General features: G+C 57.1%; 22 protein-coding genes and 4 pseudogenes. 14 read left to right on the top strand and 12 right to left on the bottom strand.

The window, feature by feature from the left end; genetic code table 11:
* Positions 1-20 precede the first annotated feature (20 nt).
* The 5 genes and pseudogenes from PSJE_RS08755 to PSJE_RS31560 all read right to left on the bottom strand — a co-directional run.
* Positions 21-1,118, bottom strand: a complete 1,098-nt coding sequence (locus PSJE_RS08755) for a carboxynorspermidine decarboxylase (RefSeq protein ID WP_090454561.1) — start codon at positions 1,116-1,118, stop codon at positions 21-23.
* A gap of 204 nt (positions 1,119-1,322) precedes the next feature.
* Positions 1,323-1,556, bottom strand: a complete 234-nt coding sequence (locus PSJE_RS08750) for a hypothetical protein (RefSeq protein WP_090454560.1) — start codon at positions 1,554-1,556, stop codon at positions 1,323-1,325.
* Positions 1,557-1,968: 412 nt separating this feature from the next.
* A complete protein-coding gene (locus tag PSJE_RS08740; RefSeq protein WP_090454558.1) occupies positions 1,969-2,382 on the bottom strand; it encodes an arsenate reductase ArsC in 414 nt (137 codons plus the stop codon).
* Positions 2,383-2,524: 142 nt separating this feature from the next.
* Positions 2,525-3,224, bottom strand: a pseudogene (locus PSJE_RS08735) (ParA family protein); the annotation flags it as partial.
* Positions 3,224-3,433 (bottom strand): annotated as a pseudogene (locus PSJE_RS31560) (potassium transporter TrkH); the annotation flags it as partial. The pseudogenes PSJE_RS08735 and PSJE_RS31560, both read right to left, overlap by 1 nt.
* Positions 3,434-3,852: 419 nt before the next feature.
* Here PSJE_RS31560 and PSJE_RS08725 point away from each other — a divergent pair.
* A complete protein-coding gene (locus tag PSJE_RS08725) occupies positions 3,853-5,307 on the top strand; it encodes a tyrosine-type recombinase/integrase (protein ID WP_090454557.1) in 1,455 nt (484 codons plus the stop codon).
* A 164-nt stretch (positions 5,308-5,471) separates the two neighbouring features.
* Here PSJE_RS08725 and PSJE_RS08720 read toward each other — a convergent pair whose 3' ends face one another.
* Together PSJE_RS08720 and PSJE_RS08710 are read right to left on the bottom strand one after the other, a co-directional pair.
* On the bottom strand, positions 5,472-6,371 hold the full coding sequence (locus tag PSJE_RS08720) for a DMT family transporter (RefSeq protein ID WP_090454555.1): 900 nt from the start codon (positions 6,369-6,371) through the stop codon (positions 5,472-5,474).
* Positions 6,372-6,816: 445 nt separating this feature from the next.
* Positions 6,817-7,896 (bottom strand): SDR family oxidoreductase, encoded by a 1,080-nt coding sequence (locus PSJE_RS08710; RefSeq protein ID WP_090454553.1) that lies wholly within the window; start codon positions 7,894-7,896, stop codon positions 6,817-6,819.
* 74 nt (positions 7,897-7,970) lie between these two features.
* On the opposite strand from PSJE_RS08710, the gene PSJE_RS08705 reads away from it, so the two are divergent.
* Both PSJE_RS08705 and PSJE_RS08700 read left to right on the top strand, forming a co-directional pair.
* Complete coding sequence (locus PSJE_RS08705; RefSeq protein ID WP_090454552.1) at positions 7,971-8,360, top strand: MerR family transcriptional regulator; 390 nt, start codon at positions 7,971-7,973, stop codon at positions 8,358-8,360.
* Between the two features lie 694 nt (positions 8,361-9,054).
* Positions 9,055-10,479, top strand: a complete 1,425-nt coding sequence (locus PSJE_RS08700; RefSeq protein WP_090454550.1) for a DUF1254 domain-containing protein — start codon at positions 9,055-9,057, stop codon at positions 10,477-10,479.
* 170 nt (positions 10,480-10,649) lie between these two features.
* On the opposite strand, the gene PSJE_RS08695 is transcribed toward PSJE_RS08700, so the two are convergent.
* A complete protein-coding gene (locus PSJE_RS08695; RefSeq protein WP_090457822.1) occupies positions 10,650-11,246 on the bottom strand; it encodes a DJ-1/PfpI family protein in 597 nt (198 codons plus the stop codon).
* Between the two features lie 184 nt (positions 11,247-11,430).
* Between PSJE_RS08695 and PSJE_RS08690 the strand changes: the two genes are divergently transcribed.
* Positions 11,431-12,252, top strand: a complete 822-nt coding sequence (locus tag PSJE_RS08690) for a CHAD domain-containing protein (RefSeq protein ID WP_090454548.1) — start codon at positions 11,431-11,433, stop codon at positions 12,250-12,252.
* Positions 12,253-12,386: 134 nt separating this feature from the next.
* On the opposite strand, the gene PSJE_RS08685 is transcribed toward PSJE_RS08690, so the two are convergent.
* Entirely contained in the window at positions 12,387-13,160 is a 774-nt protein-coding gene (locus tag PSJE_RS08685; protein ID WP_090454547.1) for a ParA family protein, read from the bottom strand.
* A gap of 178 nt (positions 13,161-13,338) precedes the next feature.
* On the opposite strand from PSJE_RS08685, the gene PSJE_RS08680 reads away from it, so the two are divergent.
* From PSJE_RS08680 to PSJE_RS30430, 6 genes are all read left to right on the top strand, one after another.
* Positions 13,339-13,737, top strand: a complete 399-nt coding sequence (locus PSJE_RS08680) for a hypothetical protein (protein WP_090454546.1) — start codon at positions 13,339-13,341, stop codon at positions 13,735-13,737.
* A 434-nt stretch (positions 13,738-14,171) separates the two neighbouring features.
* Positions 14,172-15,323, top strand: coding sequence for an efflux RND transporter periplasmic adaptor subunit (locus tag PSJE_RS08675; protein WP_090454544.1), 1,152 nt, complete (start codon positions 14,172-14,174; stop codon positions 15,321-15,323).
* Positions 15,320-16,006 carry an ABC transporter ATP-binding protein gene (locus tag PSJE_RS08670; RefSeq protein ID WP_090454543.1) on the top strand — a complete coding sequence of 229 codons (687 nt, stop codon included), beginning with the start codon at positions 15,320-15,322 and terminating at the stop codon, positions 16,004-16,006. The genes PSJE_RS08675 and PSJE_RS08670 overlap by 4 nt, the downstream gene beginning before the upstream one ends.
* Positions 16,006-17,217, top strand: coding sequence for an ABC transporter permease (locus tag PSJE_RS08665; RefSeq protein WP_090454541.1), 1,212 nt, complete (start codon positions 16,006-16,008; stop codon positions 17,215-17,217). The genes PSJE_RS08670 and PSJE_RS08665 overlap by 1 nt, the downstream gene beginning before the upstream one ends.
* Positions 17,217-18,413 carry an ABC transporter permease gene (locus tag PSJE_RS08660; protein WP_090454540.1) on the top strand — a complete coding sequence of 399 codons (1,197 nt, stop codon included), beginning with the start codon at positions 17,217-17,219 and terminating at the stop codon, positions 18,411-18,413. The genes PSJE_RS08665 and PSJE_RS08660 overlap by 1 nt, the downstream gene beginning before the upstream one ends.
* 140 nt (positions 18,414-18,553) lie before the next feature.
* Complete coding sequence (locus PSJE_RS30430; RefSeq protein ID WP_169721036.1) at positions 18,554-18,679, top strand: helix-turn-helix domain-containing protein; 126 nt, start codon at positions 18,554-18,556, stop codon at positions 18,677-18,679.
* A 280-nt stretch (positions 18,680-18,959) separates the two neighbouring features.
* Here PSJE_RS30430 and PSJE_RS08650 read toward each other — a convergent pair whose 3' ends face one another.
* Positions 18,960-19,253: a hypothetical protein gene (locus PSJE_RS08650; protein ID WP_090454537.1), complete on the bottom strand. Its 294-nt coding sequence runs from the start codon at positions 19,251-19,253 to the stop codon at positions 18,960-18,962.
* 350 nt (positions 19,254-19,603) lie between these two features.
* On the opposite strand from PSJE_RS08650, the pseudogene PSJE_RS08640 reads away from it, so the two are divergent.
* Positions 19,604-19,744, top strand: a pseudogene (locus PSJE_RS08640) (LysE family translocator); the annotation flags it as partial.
* A 339-nt stretch (positions 19,745-20,083) separates the two neighbouring features.
* Here the strand turns inward: PSJE_RS08640 and PSJE_RS08635 are convergent.
* The gene (locus tag PSJE_RS08635) at positions 20,084-20,626 is read right to left on the bottom strand and encodes a DinB family protein (RefSeq protein ID WP_090454533.1); all 543 of its coding nucleotides are present in this window, start codon (positions 20,624-20,626) and stop codon (positions 20,084-20,086) included.
* A 114-nt stretch (positions 20,627-20,740) separates the two neighbouring features.
* Positions 20,741-21,643, bottom strand: coding sequence for a LysR family transcriptional regulator (locus PSJE_RS08630; protein WP_090454532.1), 903 nt, complete (start codon positions 21,641-21,643; stop codon positions 20,741-20,743).
* Between the two features lie 116 nt (positions 21,644-21,759).
* Here PSJE_RS08630 and PSJE_RS08625 point away from each other — a divergent pair, with 116 nt between their 5' ends.
* From PSJE_RS08625 to PSJE_RS08615, 3 genes and pseudogenes are all read left to right on the top strand, one after another.
* On the top strand, positions 21,760-22,179 hold the full coding sequence (locus PSJE_RS08625) for an ester cyclase (protein ID WP_090454531.1): 420 nt from the start codon (positions 21,760-21,762) through the stop codon (positions 22,177-22,179).
* A 3-nt stretch (positions 22,180-22,182) separates the two neighbouring features.
* The gene (locus PSJE_RS08620; protein ID WP_090454530.1) at positions 22,183-23,250 is read left to right on the top strand and encodes an SDR family oxidoreductase; all 1,068 of its coding nucleotides are present in this window, start codon (positions 22,183-22,185) and stop codon (positions 23,248-23,250) included.
* Between the two features lie 170 nt (positions 23,251-23,420).
* Positions 23,421-23,963: pseudogene (locus tag PSJE_RS08615) on the top strand (histidine phosphatase family protein).
* Positions 23,964-23,970: the final 7 nt, after the last annotated feature.

Raw genomic sequence — 23,970 nt, 5'->3', positions numbered from 1 at the left:
TTCTCCTTTATCTGTCCGTTTCAGGAAAGGCTGGACAGATAGTCTTCAAAATCGAATTGACGAACCACCTCGACGGTACCGTCGAGTTGTTTCACTGCGATGGACGGCATTTTCAGGCCGTTGAACCAGTTCTTCTTGACCATGGTGTAGCCCGCGGTATCGACGAACGACAGGCGGTCGCCGATGGCCAGCGGTTTATCAAACTGATACTCGCCGAAGATGTCCCCGGCCAGGCACGACTTGCCGCACACCATGTAGGTATGCTCGCCGTCGCTCGGCGCCAATTTGGCGTTGAGGCGGTAGATCAGCAGGTCCAGCAAGTGGGCTTCGATGGAGCTGTCCACCACCGCCAGGTGCTTGCCATTGTACAGGGTGTCGAGCACGGTCACTTCCAGCGAGGCACTGTTAGTGATCGCCGCTTCGCCCGGCTCCAGGTAAACCTGCACGCCATATTTTTGCGAGAAGGCCTTGAGCCGCGCGCAGAACGCGTCCAGCGCGTAGCCTTCGCCGGTGAAGTGAATGCCGCCGCCCAGGCTCACCCAGTTGACCTTGTGCAGCAGCTCGCCGAAGCGTTCTTCGATGGTGCACAGCATTTGGTCGAACAGGCCGAAATCGCCGTTCTCACAGTTGTTGTGGAACATGAAGCCAGAGATCTGATCGATCACGCCTTCGATCTTCACCGGGTCCCACTCGCCCAGCCGGCTGAACGGGCGCGCCGGGTCGGCCAGCAGGTAGTCGGAGCTGCTTACTTGCGGGTTGACCCGCAGGCCGCGGACCTTGCCTTGCGAGCGCTCGGCAAAGCGTTGCAGCTGGCTGATGGAGTTGAAGATGATCTTGTCGCTGTTGTCGAGCATCTCTTCGATCTCGTCATCGGCCCAAGCCACGCTGTAGGCGTGGGTCTCGCCTTCGAACTTCTGACGACCGAGCTTGAGCTCGTACAGGGACGACGAGGTGGTGCCGTCCATGTATTGTTGCATCAGGTCGAACACCGACCAGGTCGCGAAGCACTTGAGCGCCAGCAGGGCCTTGGCCCCCGACTGCTCGCGCACATAGGCGATCTTCTGCATGTTGACCAGCAGCTTCTGTTTGTCGATGAGGTAGTACGGCGTTTTGATCATTTCAAGGCCTCCTGCAAGGCCAGCCAAAAAAGGATAGGCATTGTGCCTTCGCTGACTACATATCGAAAGAGCTAGAAGGTACAGCTCACTGAGTCTATATATCCACGTGATTCGAGCGTCCAGAACGTGACTTACTACGACGCGTAACTCACGGATATAAAGGCGAATGCAAGCGAGGGCAGTCAGCTTTAGACAATAGACACTTCATGGCACCAAAAGCGCTTGGTCGATCTCAATAGATGGAATGGCTACTTCCTTGCGTTTACTGGCCAGCCAAATCCTTGTTTTGCTCACATCAAAAATTTGCCCCTGCTCCATCAGTGCCAACACGAGCGCATCGGAAACTCGATAGTGGCCACAGGCGGGACAATCTCTTTCCTCCCACGGGCCATGGCACCGAATGCGTTCAGCGACACCTGCACAAATAAGACAGCTCATGGGATCACCATTGTTTTTTTCCAGTCTGTACCTATAAGTTGTTGGAAGGTGTAAACAATGAGCAATCGTTCATCGGGTTTATCGGAGCTCTTGGTTCTGATTTTGCCAGTGAGCGTATCTTGGAGCAGACGATGTCATTATCTCCCTATGGACCAGGCGCCAGGGATCGGAAAATGGATCTGTGGATACGTTTTTTGATGCAGCGGCTACTGGAGCGACCGCCAGTAGCAAAAGCTAAACGTATGGCTGCGTTGTGCAGCAATTTTGCTTGCTGGTAAGTTGCAAGCTTTCCTTCAAAGTGAATCGAGAAACTCATTCAGTCCGCTGCTGGCCGCTTGAATCCACATGCCAATAGCGGTCATTGGAATGCAAGTCTAACAACAGTTTGTAGTCGTTTTCACTGAATCCAAGCTCACTGCCTTGTCTTCACTGTGACAAACATTTTGATGCGGTCGTGAATCTCTTGGAGTGCATGGCGGAAAGGCTCATGTTTCTCACTGGTCGTCGGGTCCTCAAAACACCACACGATCACCTCACCGGAGGACGGCATCCGTGAAGCGTCTTCCGAGGATTTATCACACAGCGTGATCACGTAGTGAAACTGCTGCCCGTCAAATTCATTAATCGATTTGCTACGCAGACCGTTGGTCTCTATGCCGATGTGTTCGAGAGATTCTACGGTTCGAGGATCAACCTCACCGGGCTCAAGGCCAGCGCTGAAAGCTTCGAAGCTTGAAGAGTCAGTGTGGCGAAGCATAGCCTCGGCCAGCAACGAACGGACGTCATTTTTAGCGCAGACAAACAGCACCCGAATTTTGTCAGCCATTTCTTTCTCCTCGCTCGAACAGTGATCCGAGAAAACGCCCTGTTCAGTTAAGCAGCGTTTTGATCGCCCACCTTCAAGTCGATAGAATGCATTATTTCCAGATCTTTCAATTCTCGGCAGCCGCCGGCCGTAACAGTAGCGTTCACTCAGTTGCCGCCTCCAGCACATGCAAGAGATCAACGAACTGGCCTGTCAGCTTGTGATGCCTGTCGAGGTAGATCAAGGGCAAGCACCGCTCATGAGATTCACGCATCTTGACCGAGCTGCTGAGATACACCGGAAGAATCGGCAGCCCTTCCCCGATGAGTTCCTCGACCAGATTGCGGTGAAAGCCAGTGGTGCTGACGTAGTGATTGATGACAATTCCTTCAACGGCCAGTGATTCATTATGGTCAGCCTGAAGTTCGGTCACCTGTGCCAGCACCTGGTACAACGCTTGGCGAGCGAAGGTATCGCAATCAAATGGAATCAAATGGAATCAAAACCGCATCGGCGGCGATGAGCGCACTGAACGCATAGAAATTCATCGCCGGCGGCGTATCGATGTAAAACCGGTCGTAGTCTTGTGAAATGTCATCCAACAGCCGGCGCAGCTTGTTTATCTTGAACTTCGCTTCCAGCTTGGGCTGTAAATCCGAAAGCTCGTGGCTGGCAGTGATGAGGTGAAGATTGTCGTAGGGTGTCTCAACGATATGAGCGCGACATTTTTTGGCTGCCGGCCCAGAAGACAGCGTTTGCTTGAAAAAGTCCGCAATACCCACCGGAATATCATCCCCGGTCAGGCCGGTGAGGTAATACGTGGAGTTGGCCTGGGCGTCCAGGTCGACAACCAGCGTCCGGTACACACCCCAGTAGCGGCGCCGCTCAATGCCGTTGTCCAATCAAGGCCAATGAGAGCCAAGCCCAAGGCGATGGCGGCAATCGTGATGGTGAAGAAAAACGAGAAGGTCAAAAGCGAGCGCACGATCTCCTCATCAATGGGATGACCGTTGTACTTCTTCTGAATCACGGCTCGAGGATGGATCAACTGCTTCAAACTACTGACCAGCAGCGGTCAACGCGCAGAGTGGCATCAGTGCCATTGGGAAGCTGCCGGTCTGAAGGTCTGACTGGACGCATTGACGTGCTGCTTGTGCCTTCCGGGACATGCTCTGGCCTTTGTATCAGCCGAAGATTCCACCCAGTGCCAGTCGTTTTGTAGGGGTAAAAACGATAAAAAATAAAAAAGGGTCGCGAGATAAAATCTCGCAACCCTTTGAATTATATGGTCGGGACGGAGTGATTCGAACACTCGACCCCTAGCACCCCATCTACTTTTTCATACTTCTTGAAAGCTTCCAAAATTTTACTCTGGATTTTTCTAAGCTAGTATTTACTTGAGCTCCAGCGGTGTTCGGCTCTACGAGAGTCCAGGAACGTCCACCAAGAGCCGACGTTTTTGTGGGGGTAAAAGTAGGGGGAACCCATTTTATGGCCAAAATCACCATCAAGGAACTCGAGTCGCTGACCGCCAACGATGCTGGGCGAATCCTCCGGGAGGACGGCAATCTGGCCGGTCGAATCTCAGTGCGTAAGGACGGCGTGTCGGTCAGCTTTTTCTATCGCTATCGGTGGGGCGACCAGAACAAAGAGTACGCCTGCGGGTCCTGGCCACGCAAATCCCTGGCGGACATCCGCAAGGCCCGCAACCAGGCCCGAGCGCTCATCGATGAGCAGATCAATCCCAACGAACACAAGAAAACCGTCAAGGCACAGGCATACGCCGCGGCTAACGTAGAGGCCGAACAAGTAAAAGCGGCGAAGGTGCAAACGCTGACCGTCCAGGATCTGGCCAAGGCGTGGCTGTTGGATGGCGTGGCGCGGAAAGACGGCAACGCCGAACTGCGGCGCCGTTTTAACAAGGACCTTTTGCCAGCCCTCGGCAAGACCGCGGTGAACAATGTGTCCGAGCACGATATTCGGGCGCTGATCCGCACCGTGGTCAACCGCGGCGCTTACCGACAAGCCATCAGTTTTTTCGCCGACCTCACCCAGATGTTTAGTTGGGCCAGAAAGCGTCAGCCCTGGCGGGCCTTATTGATCGAGGGCGATCCGACTGAACTGGTCGACATCTCCCCCCTGATCCCTGCCGACTACGAAGCGGAACGAAGCCGCATCCTTTCGCCGGCGGAGCTGTTGGAACTGCACAACCGCTTCCAGCAAATGACCGCCGATTACAGCGCCCTCCCCGCCGGGCAAAAGTACGAAGGCATTCGGCCATTGAAAAAAGAAACCCAACTCGCGCTCTGGATCAGCCTGGGCACCCTGTGTCGGATTGGCGAGTTGCTGCAGGCCGAATGGAAAAATGTCGATCTGGACCAGCAGACCTGGTTCCTCCCCAGTGAAAACGTCAAAGGCACCCGCGGCAAGAAACAGGACCACCATGTTTTCCTCTCCCCCTTCGCCCTGCATTTCTTTCAGGAACTCAAAACCCTGACGGGCGACTCTCAGTGGTGCTTTCCGAACAAGCAGGATGATGGGCATGTGGACGTGAAAGTGGTGAGCAAACAGGTCGGCGATCGCCAGGCCCGATTCAAAAGCCGCAAGGCTCTCTCCAGACGGCGTCACGACGATACGCTGGTGCTTGCCGACGGCCAAAACGGCGACTGGACACCGCATGACCTACGCCGTACGGGCGCAACCATGATGCAGGCCTTGGGGGTCAGCCTGGACGTCATCGATCGCTGCCAAAACCATGTGCTGGCCGGCTCCCGGGTAAGACGGCACTACCTGCATCACGATTATGCCGAAGAGAAGAAGCGTGCCTGGGACCTGTTGGGCGATCGACTCAGCGCCATGTTGTCCTCCACCTACGAGCATCCGTCAGCAGAATCGATGATGTCTTTTCCTGCGTATACCGCGACTGGCTCTTTACCGCCTTCTTAAATCGGTGCCTTTAGTGTTGAGTCCTCATAGTTGCGCAAACATCGCCGAGCACGTTCTTCAGCTTGATTTCGGCTTCATGACCGGCAGAAATCGGCTGAAGCGGTCAGTCGCTCAAAACACTTAAAAACCACTGATTGCTAAAGTAATCAGGATCCGAAAATAGCTCACTCGGTCGAAGGGACGGATGCTTTGCTGCCCAAGCGGATTAGTTCATTGGAGAAACACAGGCCGACGATGATCAGTGCCGCTCCCGCGTACAGGCTTTCGCGCGGTACTTCATTGAGCGCCACAAACGCCAGCAGCGCGGCGAACAGTGGCTCGGTCAGCTCCAGCGCTTGCACTTGGGATGGCTTGAGATACTCGATGGCCTTGGTGGTGCAGAAGAAGCCCAGGATTGTCGGCAGCGTGGCCAACGCCAGCAGCGCGGCGATCGCCAGCGGCGACAGCTCGCCCATCGCGAAACCATCGGCCGCAGCCGGCATCAGCAGGTACAGGCTGCCAAAGAACAACAATTGTCGGGTGAAGTGCAGTCCCCCCGACACACCCATACGCTTCATGGCAACCGAAAAGGCCCCATAGCCGCAGCCGGCCATGGAGGCGAGCGCAGCACCTTGCAGGGTAAAGCCCTGCTGCAGGTCGCCGCCGAAGATCACCGAGATCCCAGCGATAGCCAGTGCGGCGCCAACGGTAGCGTTCGCGGTGATGGCATCCTTGAGGAAAATGCGCCCCAGAATGATCGAGGAAATTGAGGCACTGGCCATCAGCACCACCACCACACCTGCCGCAGCGTAGTGTCGATAGGCGGACGTTTCGAAATGGAACAGCACAAAGATGCCAAGGAATGCGCAGATAGCCGCCCGAGTCCATTTGGTCGACGCCGCCGGGCGCTTGAGGAAAAACAGTAAGATCGAGAGAAGCACGCAACCAAGTACGGTCTTGATGACAGCGACACTGCTAGCGGTGAAACCATTACTCATGAGTACTTTGCTGAGTACACCGATCGTTGCGTTCAGTGCCGCAGCGGAGAGTGCAAATATGACGCCTTTGCTGAAAGTAGATTGCATTGATGACGATCCCTGTCGCTGTATTGTCGTTCGATAGAATGCCGCCCTACATCGACGGCGCAAAGTTTGAGGATACGAAGATCCCACCAACCCCAGTATTTATTGGGGCATAAGCTGGATCGCCCAGTAGGATGCTGTCGGCCTTCTTGAAGTTCCCGTACGAAATGGCGGAAAAAAGTTGGTGGATCAGGTGGACGTTCACTCCCAAGCATCGCTGTGAAGTAGTGCTCAAGCGGATGGCTGAGGCGATTGAGTGTTAGTTAAACATACCCCCCAAGCTAGAGGCGATTATGCACCCTGTTCTCCCAGCATAGGATCAACATGACTCGACAAGGGCCGATTTCAAGCACGATGGTTGCACTTCTAAGTTGATGAATCCGCATTACTTACCTTAGGAAAGTCCATTTAATCGGGGCTAACGACTTTGTCGCCCCCAAGGGAGAAGTCAGAGGGCCTGGCCCTTGGCTATGCAATTTGAGTTGACGAACATTGCAGTGTGCTGCAAAGACTGACGTATATCCGGTTTGGATATTCCATGCATATTGGCAAATTGCTCGACCGCCGCTGTATCAAAACGAGTGGTCTGGATAAAGTCCAAGGCTTCGGGTTTTGTATTCAAAAACCGCGCGACGGGAGGAATACTCAGTAGCAACTTCAACAATCGGAGTGAAATGTAATGCTTGGGAGACTTTAAGCCCAAAGGTTGTGCCACCTGTACCAGGAGTTCTCGCAAGTTCGGTGTTTGGTCATCAAGCGCCAGCAGTTCCTGGCCCACCATGGCAGGATCAAAAGCACAAACCGCCACCAGCTCAACCAGGTAATCCACGGTGACCAGTGGCAGCCAGTGCTCGGCGGTACCGGGCACTGCAGTCAGCTTTCTCTGCACAAGGTTTCGTATCAGCTCCACCAGCGGCTGACCGTCAAGGATATGCCCAGTGCGGCTGTGGCCACAAACCGTCGCGGGGTGGACAACGGTAATCTCCCCGCCCTTGGCGGACATGACCTCCAGGGTCGCAAAATGCGCCTCCAGCTTGCTCCCCTCGTAACCACCGACATGTCGGTAGACGGCAGGCCAATTCGTCAGCTCCGGATAACGAGGATCAATTCCGATACGTTGCAGATGTTCATGATTTTTCAGCATGTAGCCGCCGATCATCACTAACCGGCTTTTTTGCTCAGCCGCCAACAGCGCCACGCGCTTTGCCCCTTCCACATTCACCGCACGAGAATGCTCCACTGAAAGCCCCCATGCGAAGTGGGCGCCTAGGTGGAATATGATTCTTGCGTGCCTTAGCACTTCTCGGTCAGCAAGACTCAGCCCGAGGTTGTCCCGTTCCAGATCGCCAGCTACGGCAAATACCCGGGTTGCGCACCCTCCCAAATTGTCGACTTGCTCCCGCAGTGCAGCTAGTCGCTCTGGGCGACGCATCAACACCCGAATGGTGTGACCTTTTGCACTCAGGTACGCCACCAAATGTTGACCGATGAAGCCGGTACCCCCCGTGACAAAGCACTCCACGCTCATTTCCCTGCTCCTTGTTTAAGGTGAGAAATCAAGCGTAAACTATCGACCCAACTCTATAGTCAAGCGGTGCTTTCATGAAAATCGGCGAACTCGAGGCCCGCAGCGGCGCCAGCCGCCATACGCTGCGTTACTACGAGCAAATCGGCCTGATCTCACCGCTGCGGCAAACTAACAAATATCGCGTTTACACAGCGCAAACTCTGCAGGATCTGGACTTTATCCAGCGCGCGCAAAGCATGGGGTTTTCCCTGGGGGAAATAGGCGAGATTCTGGATGCGCAGCGGAACAAGCTGATCGATTGTGCTGACGGCGCTAAGCTAATTGAAAAGAAGATGGCAGAAATCAAACAGAAAATCGCCAACTTCCAAAGCATTTATCGGTATCTGGATGAAGAGCGTGCAAACCTCGAAGCCAGTGCTGCCAAGCAACTTGAGCTTCAGCAGCTGAACAACTCTTCCAACTGAACTGTCAGCATCTGGGAAACGGAAGCTGCTGCTTGCTTCCAGTTTCAAGCCCATCGCTTACGCATTTTCTAAAACCTTGTGGCCAGGCCCTGGACAGTAAGCGTCCGCCCAAAAGACCTTGCGTGGTTAAACGGGCGCCCATCTATGCGGCAGCAACTCGATAATCTCGCTCGGCTGCTGCATCGGCATGAATTGCTCCGGATTTGCTAGACACATGATGTCTACTATGGGTCGAAATCGGCCCTTCACAACAGGTAGCAATCGGCCAAATGCAGATAGTCGAAAGTGCCTGGGTATCGCTTTAGCTATGCCCCCCATATGAACTGTACCGTCATACTCTTCCACTGATAGGGAGCCTGGAAAAGTTTCGATGGGGAGCCTCAAGCGTCAGAAAGGACGGCGATGAAGCGTTGGTGCCTGGCAGTGTCTGGAATAGCTGCCGGCAACTCAGCAGCGTTATTTGAATTGCCGCTTATACTGACCGAGCAGCCTGGGTTTGCCATCCCCATCCATGTCGAATTCTCCTCGAACAGTGTCGCGTTCGGAGTGACATCTTCGGGCAAGACAAAGACTTACAGGAAGACAAGAAGCGCGATGTGTCATCAGGTCGTTAACAGCGCACCCCTTCATATCGCCTGATTAATGGTTAGTTGATCGACTCACTATCCGATTCAAGGAATGGAGAAGCAGGTTCATGAAAAACCCACTACCGAGAGCCGTTGGCTGTGCGATGTTGTTGCTCGCCTCATTTACATCCACCTTCACCCACGCAACGGACATCACACCCGCCGAAACGAAAGCCATCGCCGAGGAAGGCTACATCTACGGTCTGCCCATCGTGATGAACTATGCGACCATGTACGACTATGCCGTGGACAAGAACTCCGGCCAGTACAAGGCGCCGTTCAACCACATTCACAACATGCACAATGTCTTTAGCTACAAGGACACGGCCATCGTCTCGCCGAACAGCGACACGCCGTATTCCTTGATGTTTATGGACCTGCGTAGCGAGCCGATCGTGCTATCAGTGCCGACGGTGGAGAAACCGCGGTACTACTCGGTGCAGCTCATCGATAACAACACCAACAACTTCGGTTACATCGGCAGTCGCACCACCGGCAGTGAAGCCGGCAATTACCTGCTGGTCGGCCCCGATTGGAAGGGTATGACCCCGCCGGGCATCAAGAAGGTGTTTCGTTCCCAAACACAACTCCTCTTCGTGATCTTTCGCACCCAGCTCTACAATCCGGCGGACATGCCAAACGTCGAAAAGATCCAGTCCGGTTATGCGACCCAGCCGCTATCGGCTTTTCTCAAGCAACCTGCGCCGCCTGCCGCGCCGGCGATCGACTTTCCGAAGTTCGACAAGGACCTCGTAAAGACCGACTTCTTCAAGTATCTGGGCTTTGCATTGCAGTTTGCCCCGGCCACACCGGAAGAAGTGGCGATCCGCGCGAAGCTGGCCCGTATGGGCATTGGCGCCGACAAGGACTTCAACTTCCAGGATCTCTCCGCCGAGCAAAAGACCGCCGTGGTTGAGGGCATGCAGGCTGGACATACGAAGGTCCTGGATGCGGTCAATCATCTCGGCACGCAGATCAATGGCTGGAACATCGTGAGTTCCGGCGGTGATGCAGCGTTCTACGATGGTGATTGGCTAAAACGTGCCGCCATCGCACAAGCGGGCATCTATGCCAACGACGCCGAAGAGGCTACGTATCCGATGGCCAAGATCCTGTCCGATGGGACGCCGCTTGACGGCAGCAAGCACAATTACACCATCACCTTTCCCGCTGGACAGCTCCCGCCGGTCAACGCCTTCTGGTCGGTGACGATGTACGACGGCAAGTCGCAACTGCTCATCAAGAATCCGGTCAATCGCTACCTCATCAACTCGCCGATGCTACCCGACATGAAGAAGAATGCAGACGGCTCGTTGACGCTCTACGTCCAGAAGGATTCACCCGGCACGGACAAGGAAAGCAACTGGCTGCCCGCACCGAATGATCTGATCTACATGGTGATGCGTCTGTATTGGCCGAAGACGGAAAACCCTTCCGTCCTGCCTCCTGGCAAAGGAACGTGGAGTCCGCCCGCGATCCTTAAAATCAATTGAACACCTGACGACCAGTGCAGCGGACGGCGCTCTACCGGGGGCGTTAGGGTTTCGCAGAGGCCTTGACCGTCCGCTGCGGGTCGCTTTCTGCCTCTCGCGATGGGCAGAAGTCGGCCAATAGCTGCCGATCAGCAGAGGCAGAAACCTGCCATTAGCGGTCATTGCTCACCTTAAAGAAACTGCGAAATATTCGCCATCGCACGCGTTATGTAAATGTCCTTCTCCCCCACTGGGGCAACGTAATGAAGCGCACTGCGTGCGGCCTCCTCACCTGCAAGACGCGAGATGAACCAGGCGGCCAGATACGGCGACGACAAGCACCCACCAGCGGTTGCGACATTGCCCTTGGCCACGAACGGTTGATTGAGCACCGCCACGCCAGCCTCCTCAACCCATGGTTTGGTGATTAGATCCGTGCAGGCCGGAACGTCGTCCAGCAGGCCCAGCTTTGCAAGTATGAGTGCGCCCGAGCACTGGGCGCCCAGGAGTTGGCGCGCAGGATCAAGCTTCAGGCGAGACATCAGCGCGGCATTCGCGACGACATCCCGGGTCATTCTCCCACTACCCACCAGCACAGCGTCCGCGCCGCATGCGTCCTCCAACGACATCTGCGCCTCGATCGTCAGGCCGTTCATCGACAGCACCTTGTCCGTGGGGCTGGCGATAGACACTCGCCAACCAGGCTGTTGAACCCGGTTGAGGATGCCGAACGCGATGAGCGAATCAAGTTCGTTGAAACCTTCGAAAGTAAGGATGGCGATGTGCATTGTGAGCCTCATACCAGAGAAATCTTGTGGCCCATCGTAGGATCTAACAACCAATATATTCAAAAAATTGTCATGGATACACTCTGACCCACTACCGCAATATGGCAGTAACAATCTGCATCACCGACTCCCGATAAAGATCTAGGCTTTGTACTAATTACGGACGTGGGCACAGGCGAATCTGATGGCATTCATCGACACATACGTAAAAGAAATTCTCGGCCTTGAGGTCGCTCTGTTCCATGCACGTAGTCGTCTGGAAGCAGAGACAGACAGCGAGGCCTTGCACGATTTAAGGATCGCCGTTAGACGAATCCGAAGCCTGCTAACGCCATGGCGCTCATTGAAGGAAATGACCGCACTTCGCGAGGCTGCCGCCGAGGTGGGTCGGCTGACGACACCGGCGCGGGATCTGGAAGTAATGGCCAGCGAACTTGAGCTTCGGGGCATGCCTGAAGCGGCGGCCACCAGGCTTTCTCGCTTAAAAACAGATTATCGAAAAATACTCAATGATCCCGCGCTGGATGGATTGTTCGCAGCCTTGGATCAATGGCCTTCTGCATTCAGGGCATCAGAACCAAGTAATGATTCAAGGGTAATGAAACAGGTCATCGTCAAGGCGCTGACCAAGCAAATCGACAAGCTCCATTGCGCTTTGGACGATGAGCAGTATGACCGGCACGAATTGAGAATTTTGGTAAAGCGCACTCGCTACCTTACCGAAGCATTCCCGCAATTGTCCCCGCTGTCGACGAAGGCGGCGAAATCCTTGAAGGCGGTGCAATCGGCACTGGGATCCTGGCATGACCATTTCCAGTGGTGTCTCAAGGTAAAACTTGAGCCTGATCTCAAGTCGCTGGAGCACCTGTGGGCGGAGGCTTCCACCGGTGAACTTCGACAAGCCGAGGACGAAATGCAAAAACTGAAAATGCTGCTTCCAAAAATCTCTGGCAAAAAAATGGCCGTCCCAAAGGTGGCCAGGAAAACAGGAGCTGATTCGAAGTAAGAGCTATCGATTGCGCGCGAGTTATCGTACTGGCATTTCGATTTCAATTTTATGTTCAGCGCACGAAATCAGATGGGGAGCCAAGGCATGCTATCCCATCGTCAAACGCTGAAATTTCAACCTTGCTCTTACGATCAACCGGCTCTTTCCAAAGCGGAAAACAGGCTGACGAATTCCAATGAAAGCTTATGGCGTGGCGCCAGGTGGATCATGGGCACCGACGCTTCATGGGACTCCCGCATTTTGACCGTGCTGCTCAAATAAACCGGCAACACGGGCAAGCCTTCGGCCACCAACTCGTCGATCAGCAGTTGGTGCACGCTGGCACGCGCCACAAATTGGTTGACCACCACACCTTCCACGATCAACGACTCATTATGGCCTGCTTGCAACTCGGCCACTTGGGCGATGACGTTGTAGAGCGCCTGACGAGAAAAGCTGTCGCAATCGAATGGAATCAACACGCGGTCGGCGGCGATCAGTGCGCTGAACGTATAGAAACTCAGGGACGGCGGCGTATCGATATAAATGCGTTCGTAATCTTCAGAAAGCTCCACCAACAAGCGACGCAGCTTGTTGATCTTGAATTTTGACTCAAGCTTTGACTGCAGGTCGGCAAGCTCGTGGCTGGCCGTGACCAGGTGCAGATTGTCGTAGCGAGTAGCAGTGATGGCCACCCGATTCTTTTTGCTGGCCGGGCCGCTAGATAAGGTTTGCTTGAAAAAATCGGCAATCCCCATGGGGATATCATCGCCGGTCAGCCCTGTCAGGTAGTGGGTCGAGTTAGCCTGAGGATCGAGATCTACCAGCAACGTCCTGCAGCCTTCGGCAGCACTGACAGCCGCGAGATTGCAGGCGATGCTGGATTTGCCAACGCCCCCTTTTTGATTGAACACAGCTCGACGCATGAGGGAGGTAACCTGAAAAAGATCTCCCTTGATCATAGGACTGAAACATTTCAGTAATATTTCTACGCGACAATTTTATTTCAGTTTTAAGACAGCGGCTGCCATGCCCTGACTGCGTCACCCGACTGCAGTTAATGAGAAATGTGTCTGTACTTATGGCATTACAAGGAGGTCGACAATGCAATGCTCGCCGGATGAAATACGCCACCAGATCCTGGACGCCGAATCTGTGTTGAAACGACTGGATATTGAGATGGAAGGGATCGAATTCGATCCGCTGGTGCCTTCAAGCGTCACTGCGGCCTATGCCAAGGTCGATCGGTTGAGCGAGCGCTGCCAGCTCCTGATGAGCGAATTGCGTTTCCTGGCGGACAGCAGCAAGCTTCCCTTTTTCTTCCTCGATCAGGCTCTGGACTTCCAAAACCTCCATGGCGCCGATCTTCTTAGTGAGCAATTGCAGCTCCGCATGGCGCGCCTGAAGGTCCGTAAGCTGGGCGTCCAGTTCATCCGCACGTTGCCGATGCGCTGGGCCTTTCCAATAGTCACTAAAAGACATAGGTTCCTTCCTCTTTACTGAATCGAATGGTTGTTCAGTTCCAACCGCTTAGATGCCTTTATAGCGTAATCCAGCGTCCACAACAGATTGGCAATCGCCTACGGCCAATTACAATAATTCGGTGAGTGCTGGAGTCTTGTGATTCCACGACCATTAGATGCACAACGGATCACACACCCTGCGTCCTCTGCTGACGACAGCCTAGGGTCGCTTGAAGACATTCGGGTATGGGCAAAGCGTGGCACAGTTTCCGGGGATATTTCGACGTCGTAGCGTCGCCGCGGCAAGGAATTTTATTGAGTTGGCATGGCTGGGGAATAGCAGTTGCGAGAGAAATAAATCTCATTCGCCATTTATCTGACGCTCGTCTGAAAAACGTCGGATAAATGGCGTTTCGCGTTGAGCTTTTACCCTCCTGACCTAGGCTCAAGCCATGTGGGGAGGAGGTGCAGTCCATGCGCAAATTATTGATTGGCTCGTCGATGCTGGCCTGTCTGGTGGTGCTGGGCGGCTGGTTGAGTCGACCACAGCCGTTGCCGGTCAGGCTGCTAGAGGTTGAGCGGGGGCCGGTGGAGACGCTGGTGGCCAACACTCGCGCGGGTACGCTGAAGTCCTGTCGACGCTCGCATCTGTCCTTCAATGTCGGCGGCCAGGTTGCCGAGTTGCTGATCGGCGAGGGCCAGCGGGTCCAGCCGGGTCAGGTGCTCATGCGCCTGCGGCAGGACGAGCAACAGGCCCGGCTGCAGGAGGCCGAGGCGCGGCTGGAGGCCCAACGCAACGCCCGCGAACAGCGCTGCCAGCAGGCCCATCTGGACCGACGCGACCTCGATCGCCTGGGCCATCTGGCCGACCGCAAGTTGGTTGCCGCCGATCGCCTCGATCAGGCCGAGACCAAGGCTCACCTGGCGAAGCTGATGTGCAGTGCCAGTGCCGTGCTGATCCGCGAGGCCGACGCCAGCCTGCAGTTGCAGCGTTCACTGCTGGAGCAGACGACCCTGCGTGCGCCATTCGCCGGCATAGTCGCAGAAATCAACGGCGAACTCGGCGAGTTCGTCACCCCTTCGCCGCCGGGTATTCCCACGCCGCCGGCGGTCGACCTGATCGACGACAGCTGCCTGTATGTCGAGGCGCCGATCGATGAGGTGGACGCTGCCCGGGTTCGCCCCGGAACCGCCGTGCGGATCAGCCTGGATGCCTTCCGTGGTCAGCATTTCGCCGGCCGCGTCAGCCGCATCGCGCCCTATGTGCGTGAACTGGAGAAGCAGGCGCGCACCGTCGATGTCGAGGTGCGCTTCGACCAGCCGCCGGCCGATCTGGTCCTGCTCACCGGCTATAGCGCCGATGTCGAGATCCTCTTGGAGCAGCGCGCACGTGCTTTGCGCATCCCCACCGAGACCCTGCTGGAGGGGCAGCGCGTGCTGCGATATGACCCGAGCGCCCGGGTGTTGCGGGAGGTGGAGGTGCAAACCGGGTTGAGCAACTGGCGCTGGACCGAGGTGCTCGCAGGGCTGGACGAGGACGCGCGTATAGTCGCCAGCCTCGAGCAGGAAGGGCTCAAGGACACCGTGGCGGTGATCCCGGTGGATGCGGCGGAGACTGAGCAATGATCCGCCTGCGCGGCGGCAGCCGCAGCTTCCAGTTGGGCGAGCAGCAGGTGATGGGGCTGGACGGCCTGGATCTGGACATCGCCGCCGGTGACTACATGGCGGTGATGGGCCCGTCGGGCTCGGGCAAGTCGACCCTGCTGAACATCCTCGGTTTGCTCGATGCGCCGAGCGCCGGCGAATACTGGCTGCAAGGCGAGGCCACGGCGACGCTGAGCGAGGCGCGGCGCGCTCAATTGCGCAGCCAACTGATAGGTTTCGTGTTCCAGTCCTACCACCTGATCGCACGGCTGACGGTGCTGGAAAACATCGAGCTGCCGATGGTCCTCGCCGGCATCGGCGCGGCGCAACGGCACAAGCGCAGCAGCCAATTGGTGGCGCGTCTGGGGCTGGGCGAGCGCATTGCCCACCGCCCGGCCGAGCTGTCCGGTGGTCAGCGCCAGCGCGTCGCCATCGCCCGGGCGATGGTCATGCAACCGGCGCTGTTGTTGGCCGACGAGCCCACCGGCAATCTCGATAGCCAGGCCGGCGCCGAGGTCTTCAGCCTGCTGGAGGAGCTCAACGGCGAGGGCCTGACCCTGATAGTGGTGACCCACGACGCCAGCCTGGGCGCCCGCGCGCAGCGCCAGTTACACATGCGTGACGGGCGGATCCACAGTGCTGCGCCGCAGCGGGCGCTGGCCTGATGCGCGCTGCCGATGCCCTGGGCTTCTGGCTCGGCGCCTTGCGTGGGCATCGCTCGCGCAGCCTGATGCTGCTGCTGGCCATCGCTATCGGGGTGGTTGCGGTCAATCTGCTCACCGGTCTCGGCGCGGGGGCGCGGGCCTTCGTCCTGAACGAGTTCTCGCTGCTCGGGCGCGACATCCTGATCGTTTTCCCGGGCCGCAAGGAAACCTCGGGGCGCATGCCGCCGCTCACCGGCCTGACGCCGCACGAGTTGACCTTGCAGGACTTCCAGGCCATCACCCAGTTGCCGGGCATCCGCCGGGTCGCGCCGCTGCAGGCCGGGCAGATGGAGGTGATAGTCGGCAACCGCAATCGTGAGGTGCTGACCCTGGGCACCACCCGGGACTTCTTCGCCATTCGCCAACTGACGGTCGTCCAGGGCCAGCCCCTGCCGGCGCTGGACCCTGAGCAGGCTGAGGCCGTCTGCGTGATCGGCGGCAAACTCCGGCGCGAGCTATTCGGTGCGCGCCCGGCCCTGGGTGAATGGTTGCGCGCCGGCGACCGGCGCTTCCGGGTGGTCGGCATCCTCGGTGAGCGGGGCGAATCCCTGGGGATGGATTTCGCCGAGATGTTGATCATCCCGGTGGCCAGTGCCCAGGCCTTGTTCAATCGCGAGGGGTTGTTGCGGGTGTTTGTCGAGGTGCGTGGTCCGAGCTTTCTCGACCGTAGCAAGCGGCTGATACTCGCCGCGCTCAAGGAGCGCCACGAGGGTGAGGAAGACATTACCCTGATCAGCCAGGACAGCCTGCTCAGTGCCTTCGACGAGATACTCGCGGTGCTGACCCTGGCGGTGGCCGGGATTGCCGCTATCAGCCTGCTGGTGGCAGGCATCCTGATCATGAACGTGACCTGGATTGCGGTGAGCCAGCGCAGCGCCGAGATCGGCCTGCTCAAAGCCATAGGTGTGACGGCGGCGCAGCTGCGCCTGCTGTTCCTCGGCGAGGCGGCGCTGCTCGCCCTGACGGGGGCGCTGGCGGGGCTACTTCTGGCCGAAACCTTGCTCTGGCTGGGGCGGCTGGCGTTCGATCTGCCGCTCTATGCACCCTGGTGGGCGCGGGCTAGCGCGGTGCTGCTGGCACTCGGCACGGCGCTGCTGTTCGCCTGGCTGCCGGCCGCTCGGGCCTCGGCGCTGGAGCCGGTGGCGGCGCTACGCCCGCCGGGAGCGCACTGATGCGCTGGCAAGATGGTTTCCGGCTGACCAGCTCGGCGCTGACCTGTCGACCCTTGCGCAGCCTGCTGACCCTGCTCGGGGTAGCGATCGGGATAGCCGCTGTGGCGCTGCTCACGGCCATAGGCGAAGGCGTGCGCGGCTATGTGCTGGAGAACTTCTCGCAGTTTGGTACGCGGATCATCACCGTGCGTCCGGGCAAGACCCAGACCAGCGGCCTCGGCGGTCTGCTCGGCAGCGTACGGCCACTGTCTATCAGTGATACCGACGCCCTGCGGCGCTTGCCGCATGTCGAGGCGGCGGTGCCGATCATTCAGGGCAGCGGGGATATCCAGTTCGGTCAACTGAGCCGGCGCAGCGACATTCTCGGTGGCGGCCATCAGCTGGCGCAGGCCTGGCGCATGCAGCTGAGCTTGGGCGAGTTCCTGCCCGTGGCCCGTGACGGTCGTTCGCCGCCCTATGTGGTGCTCGGCCATCAGCTGCGTGTCGAGCTGTTCGGTGCACGCAATCCGCTGGGCGAGCTGATCCGCGTCGGCGGCGTGCGTTTCCGGGTGATCGGCGTGATGGCGGAGAAGGGCCAGTTGCTCGGCTTCAACCTCGACGATATCGCCTACATCCCGGTGGATTGGGCCGAAAGCCTGTTCAACCGCACCGGGGTGGTCAAGGTCCATGTGGTGTTCGGCGCCGGCACCACTTCGCGGGCGTTGAGTCGGCAGATTCGCCAGGTACTCGGCGAACGGCACGGCGTGGAGGACTTCAGTCTGAGCACCCAGGACGACATGCTGCGCAGCTTCAACCGCGTTCTCGGCACCCTGAGCCTGGCCATCGGTGCCTTGGGGGGCATTTCCCTGTTGGTCGGCGCCGTCGGCATTCTCACCATCATGACTACCACTGTGGGCGAGCGCACGGCGGAAATCGGCCTGTTGCGGGCGATTGGTGCCAGTCCGCGGCAGGTGCTCGGGCTGTTTCTCGCCGAAGCGACGCTGCTGTCCCTGGCCGGTGGTCTGCTTGGTCTGCTGTTGATGGGCCTCCTGCTCGGGCTACTGCATCTGGCCATGCCGAGCCTGCCCTTGGCGCTGCAGCCGCTGTTTCTGCTGCTGGCGCTGCTGCTGGCGGCGGTGCTCGGCATTCTCGCCGGTCTGGCACCGGCACTGCGGGCGGCCCGCCTGCATCCGGTGGCGGCTCTGCGCAGTGAATAGCGGCCAGGCCAATGAGCCTGACGGGCTAGCTGTACGCTGCGTGACGATAACGAAAACGCCGGCGCTGGGCCGGTGATTTTAATTGGTTGGCGGCGGCAAAAACTGAGTGCAACACCTGACCGCTTCGGTAGGGTGTTGCCATGTATTATCACGAACTCAGCGTTGAAGAGCGCGTCACGATCCAGATCGGCCAACTGCACGACATGAGCCAGAGCGAGATCGTCCGTCTGTTGAACTTTGGCCCCGACTGGCGGGGCTTTCGTTAACCTGGGCGACATATCCTATTGGTTTGCCTTGTGGTTCGCTTCTTCGCGCCAGTTGCTTTCAGCGCTAGCCTTGGTGGAACCACGAACATCTATTAGGCCACCGCGAAATTCCGCATACGCACTGTATGACTTCCCATCCTTAACTACCCAACCCTGGATCTGCTCACCGTCAATCATGATTGAAAACTCAACTGCTGCGCTCATAGCCTACGGCCTCATGTGGTTACTGATGAGGCCAGCATGCCGTCACGACAGTGAGCAATGAGCTATTCCTCGAACTTCAGGCTTGGAATATTCCGGTGGTTCTGAGTCGATTGCGGTCCCACGCTCTATCAACAGCAGCTGGGAATTCATCAGATAAAATCCACAGGTCCCGATCGTCACGGCGGCGACAATCCCCATTGGGGAAACGCCAAGAATCGTTCTTCGCCACATACACGGGGTGCGCACCGTAGATATTCAGATGTTCAGCAGCCCCATGGGCACGCTCGGCGATGACGTAACGAACTCCGTCGACCAAGGCAGGCAATCGCGAGAAATCCCGCAACAAGTCCTCAGAATTCAGAGTGTCCATAGAGGATAAATTCCTACAGGTTTACGTTGATCGCGAACACCAGGACAGGCTCAGAGCCAAAGTGCGGGTGAGTGATAGTAGTCACGCGATATCCGCGCCATGGAGGAGACAATCGCCGGGTTTGATCACCACGCGCTGGGTAGCCCTTGGTCAGCTCGATGCGTTCATAGCTTCGGCCTTCCAAGCGCTTACGCCAATACGGCGTTAGCAGGCGAAATTCTTCAGGCTTGGTGCCCGCCTTGATCGCGTCGAAGTATTCGCCCTTGAGGGCCAGTGTCCGCGTAGCCAAGTGTGGATAGTTGATTAACGATTAAAAGTGGACCTCGGAAAGGCTCGCGAAAATGGACAGCAGCGTGCTAGCGCAATCCATCGTGCTTGGCTTTACACAGATCGTCATTAGCGTGAACGTCAACGCCCTGATTGCTGTCATGGCTGGCTCCATTTCGACATTCCTCGCAAGCAGGCCCGTGTGGCAGATCGTGCAGTGCTGACTGATGGGGACAGTTCTCGCGGGCTTGGCCATGCGCATGGCCGTCGAAGGGTGACGCTAAACCGGGCTGTTTGCGGTTAGCGCATCGGGCGCGCTAGAAAAAGATCCGCGCGGGTTTGCGTAAGCCACGCACTGGAGGATCGTCGCAAGTTCACCTTGCCCTCCTCCGGGATAAGCTATCAGGTGGGCAACGACGCCGTGGGAGAGCGCTCGTTCACCACCAGCGGTGCGAAGGTGTTCGTCATCGATTAAGCCAGGGCAACAGCGATGCAATCAGTGCGATCCGAATCGAATTGCCCTCTTTGGCTGTGAATTCTCAATACTGGTATCCAGCTTTTCTTCATACGCTGGATCGGGATGGGATGAGGACGACTAAATCTGTATCACCTATGTCGACACCAGCCTGTGAAAGCAGCGTAGTAACCTGGCCACGGTGATGGGTCTGATGGTTGAAGAAATGCATCACCAGGCCGTAAAAATCCTTGTCGGACACTACACCCTTCAAGCTGGCGTAATGGAGGGTATGGTCTAGATCGGACTCTGTAATAGAGTTAGCCCATTCGACGATTATCTGATCAAGCCTCTCTTGATATACTGAGAGTTCTCGAATAGTAGAGAACAACGCTTGGTCAAGGTTTTTCGGATCAGAAAGTCGCCTGACCGGCTCCAATGCCGAGTGGTTCGCTGGATGTTTGGCGAATCGCTTTAGCCACACAGTGTCTCCGGCTGCCACGTGGTTTAGCGTCCCGAGAATCGACCTGAAGAACGCTTTTCTATCAGCTGAGAGCTCATCATCGGACAAGCACCTGGCCGCTCCATAGATCTTTTCGTTCATCCATTTGTTATAGGTCGCCATCAGGCAGATATGGCCGGTACGGCTCATGTGCTCATCCTTTGAGTGGGTATTTGATAAGCGCTCCACGCTCCACGTTCATCGCAAAACCCAGTCTATTGCACGGTGACCCGTACGCAGTAGAGATCGTTATTGTTCCGATACTCACGGTTCACCCCCTAAGAGGCAACCTTCGACATTTTCTATGGATAGGGCTTCGAGAAGCACCTGCTCCAGGATGGCAAAAAAACATTTGATGTGGGCCTGCTTTAATGCCTGAGGCCGAGTCACCAGATAGACCTCCATATCTGGAAGGTGGAGATCCGGGAACAACCCGATCAGATCCTTCGCCAATATACGGGGCAGTACGGCCACCCCCATACCTCGCCTCACCGATTCGAGCTGCACGGCGAACGAGTTCACGCTGATCTGCGCGCGGTCCAGACCACCGGCCTTTGCCGCACGCATTTGCGGCAACATGTCCAGTGGGGGAAGCAAGGCAATATTGACCGCAGTGGCCGGGGTCACCCCCGGAAACCGCTTCAGATAACCTGCATCAGCGAAGACACCGTAGGCGAGCCGGCCTATTGGTCGATAAATCAGCGACGGCTCACCCAGATGAGCTGTACGCACAGCAATGTCTGCCACGCCGCGGACGATCTTGTGAAAGTCGGCTGTTACCATCAGCTCCACCGAGCAACGCGGGTGCAGAGAAGTGAAGCGACTCGCGGCCTCCAGCACACAAGACGAGAACCCCTCTCCTGCACTGACCAGGACACTGCCAGATAACTCTGTGTGCAGCTCGGATATGCCAGCAGCGGTTTGACGCCTCAAGCCAGCTTCCGCAGCCAGGGCAACTTCCACGAGGGATTGGCCCCGCGAGGTCAACCAGCATCCTTCAACGCCGCGCTCGACGAGTGGCTCGCCCAGTGCGACCTCAAGTTGGGTCAGGCGGCGGGACACGGTAGACGCCGCGATACCCAGCAACTGGCCAGCTTGAAGGAAGCTGCCACGCCGCGAGACTGCCAACAGCAGACGAAGATCGTCCCAATTTGCTTGCAACGCCATGCGTCCTGTCCTCCCTGGTCTGCATATGTGCAAATCCATTATGCAGTAGTCGCTGTTTTTCGGTAGAGGCCTCAAAGGTATATCTACAGGCCCTCGAAACGAATGGAATGGATTGTATGACTACTGGCCCCAACGACTATGCGGAGCGCGCCTCAAGAGCCTTCAATCACCGTGATGTGGAGGCGATGCTTGCGTTGGTTTGCGAAGACTTCATCTACCTCGATGGTATGGGGATTCAAACCGGTCGCGAATCCATGCGCAAACGAGAGACTGCGCTGTTCGAAGCGTTCCCTGATGCCCAAGTGACCTTCACCCCATTCATGGTCGCTGAAGATTTTTTGGCGCTGACTGCCTTACTGACCGGCACCTTCGCCGCACCTTTGGTGCTGCCAGGCCGGGTGATTCCACCCCACGGACGCCATATTACCGTGCACTACGCCGCACACTTCACCTTCAGAAACGGACTGGCCATCCGTGAAGAGGCCTTCTTCGACAGTGCGGTGTTGATGCCGTTAGCCGAACAGGGTGAGGGTTGAGCCATGCGTAGCGCATTTGTTACTGGAGCAACCGGCTTACTGGGCAACAACCTGGTGCGTGAATTGGTCGCTCGTGGCTACACGGTCAAAGGCCTGGTCCGCTCAAGAGCCAAAGGTGAACAGCAGTTCAACAATCTGCCGGGGGTGGAGCTGGTCGTTGGTGACATGGCCGATGTCGACGCATTCGCAGCATCGCTGCAAGGCTGCGATACGGTGTTTCACACCGCGGCGTTCTTTCGCGATAACTACAAGGGCGGCAGCCACTGGAAAGAACTTGAAAAGATCAATGTGTCTGGTACGCGGCGCCTGCTTAACCAGGCCTACCGCGCCGGTATACGACGGTTCGTCCATACGTCTTCCATTGCTGTGCTCGACGGCGCACCTGGTATGTCCATCGATGAGACATGTCTGCGGGCCGACGCCGACGCGGATGACTATTACCGCAGCAAGATCCTCGCCGACCGTGTCATCTTGTCGTTCCTGGAAGCACATCCCGAGATGCATGCCTGCATGGTCCTGCCCGGTTGGATGTGGGGTCCTGCCGACATTGGCCCGACCTCCTCCGGACAATTGGTCAACGATGTCGTGAACGGCAAGTTGCCCGGGCTGATCCCTGGCACCTTCTCCGTTGTCGATGCCCGTGATGTGGCAGGGGCGCTGATTGCTGCCGCCAAACATGGCCGACGAGGTGAGCGCTATCTCGCGGCGGGCCGGCATATGACGATGCGTCAGCTGGTCCCTGTTCTAGGACGTATCGCTGGCGTCAAGACGCCCGTTCGACAACTACCGCTGCCCTTTCTATACACCTTGGCGGTTGTGCAGGAGATCTATGCGCGCCTTACTGGCAAGCCCATTCTGCTGAGCATGGCCACGTTGCGCCTGTTGATACGAGAGGAGTACCGCACCTGCTTCAACCACCGCAAGAGTGAACAGGAGCTTGGCCTGAGTTTCCGGGCGCTAGAGCTGACCATCACTGACACCGTGGCGTGGTACCGCGATCACGGCTGGTTTGAAAAGCACAGTGCGCGCGCCTCGAAGAAAAAAAGCTCATCGGTCATGGTCGACAACTGACTTTCGCAGACGGGATTACCATCCAGTCCCAAAGCCGATAATCTCGAGCCTCATTGTGCGGTTTTATGCGGGTACGCTAGGCGTACCTTGAGCTCCCGAAACCGCACTTGCTGGTCATTTACCACACACCAGAACAAGGACGTAAAATGGTGAACAGGGAAATCATCCTGATGCGTCACGGCCAGCCAAAACTGGCCGCAACCGACAAAATCTCAGCGCTCGAGATGAATGACTGGATCGAGCAATACGACCGATCCGAAATTACCCACCACCCGGTCCCGCATGCCAGTATGCAACTCGCCGCAACCGCCACGGTGATTGTTTCAAGCAGCGCGCCTCGTGCGCTGACCTCCGTCCAGGCGCTCGGCCTGAAGCCTGCACTGGTCGACGCACTTTTCTGCGAAGCACAACTGCCTTGTGGTCATTGAAAACTGCCACGGCTATCGCCGTTTACCTGGGCATTTATCCTTCGAGTCTTATGGCTGTGCGGTTACTCACGCAACGTCGAATCCGCCGGCACTGCGAGGATCCGCGCCAGCACCGCAGCCAAACGATTGCAGTCCCTTGCCAGCGATGGACCGGTTCTGCTGCTCGGTCATGGCTTTATGAATCGAATGATCGCCAATCAACTGGTAGCCGACGGATGGGCTCGCCAAAAAGGTAACGGCAGCCAGTATTGGAGTGCGACCGTGTATCAGTACGGCGGTGTGTAATAGGCGG

This window comes from Pseudomonas jessenii, assembly GCF_002236115.1.
In the GTDB taxonomy this organism is placed as follows: domain Bacteria; phylum Pseudomonadota; class Gammaproteobacteria; order Pseudomonadales; family Pseudomonadaceae; genus Aquipseudomonas; species Aquipseudomonas jessenii.
The sequence above is the reverse complement of the archived record's forward strand: the minus strand, read 5'-3'. Positions and strand labels throughout refer to the sequence as shown.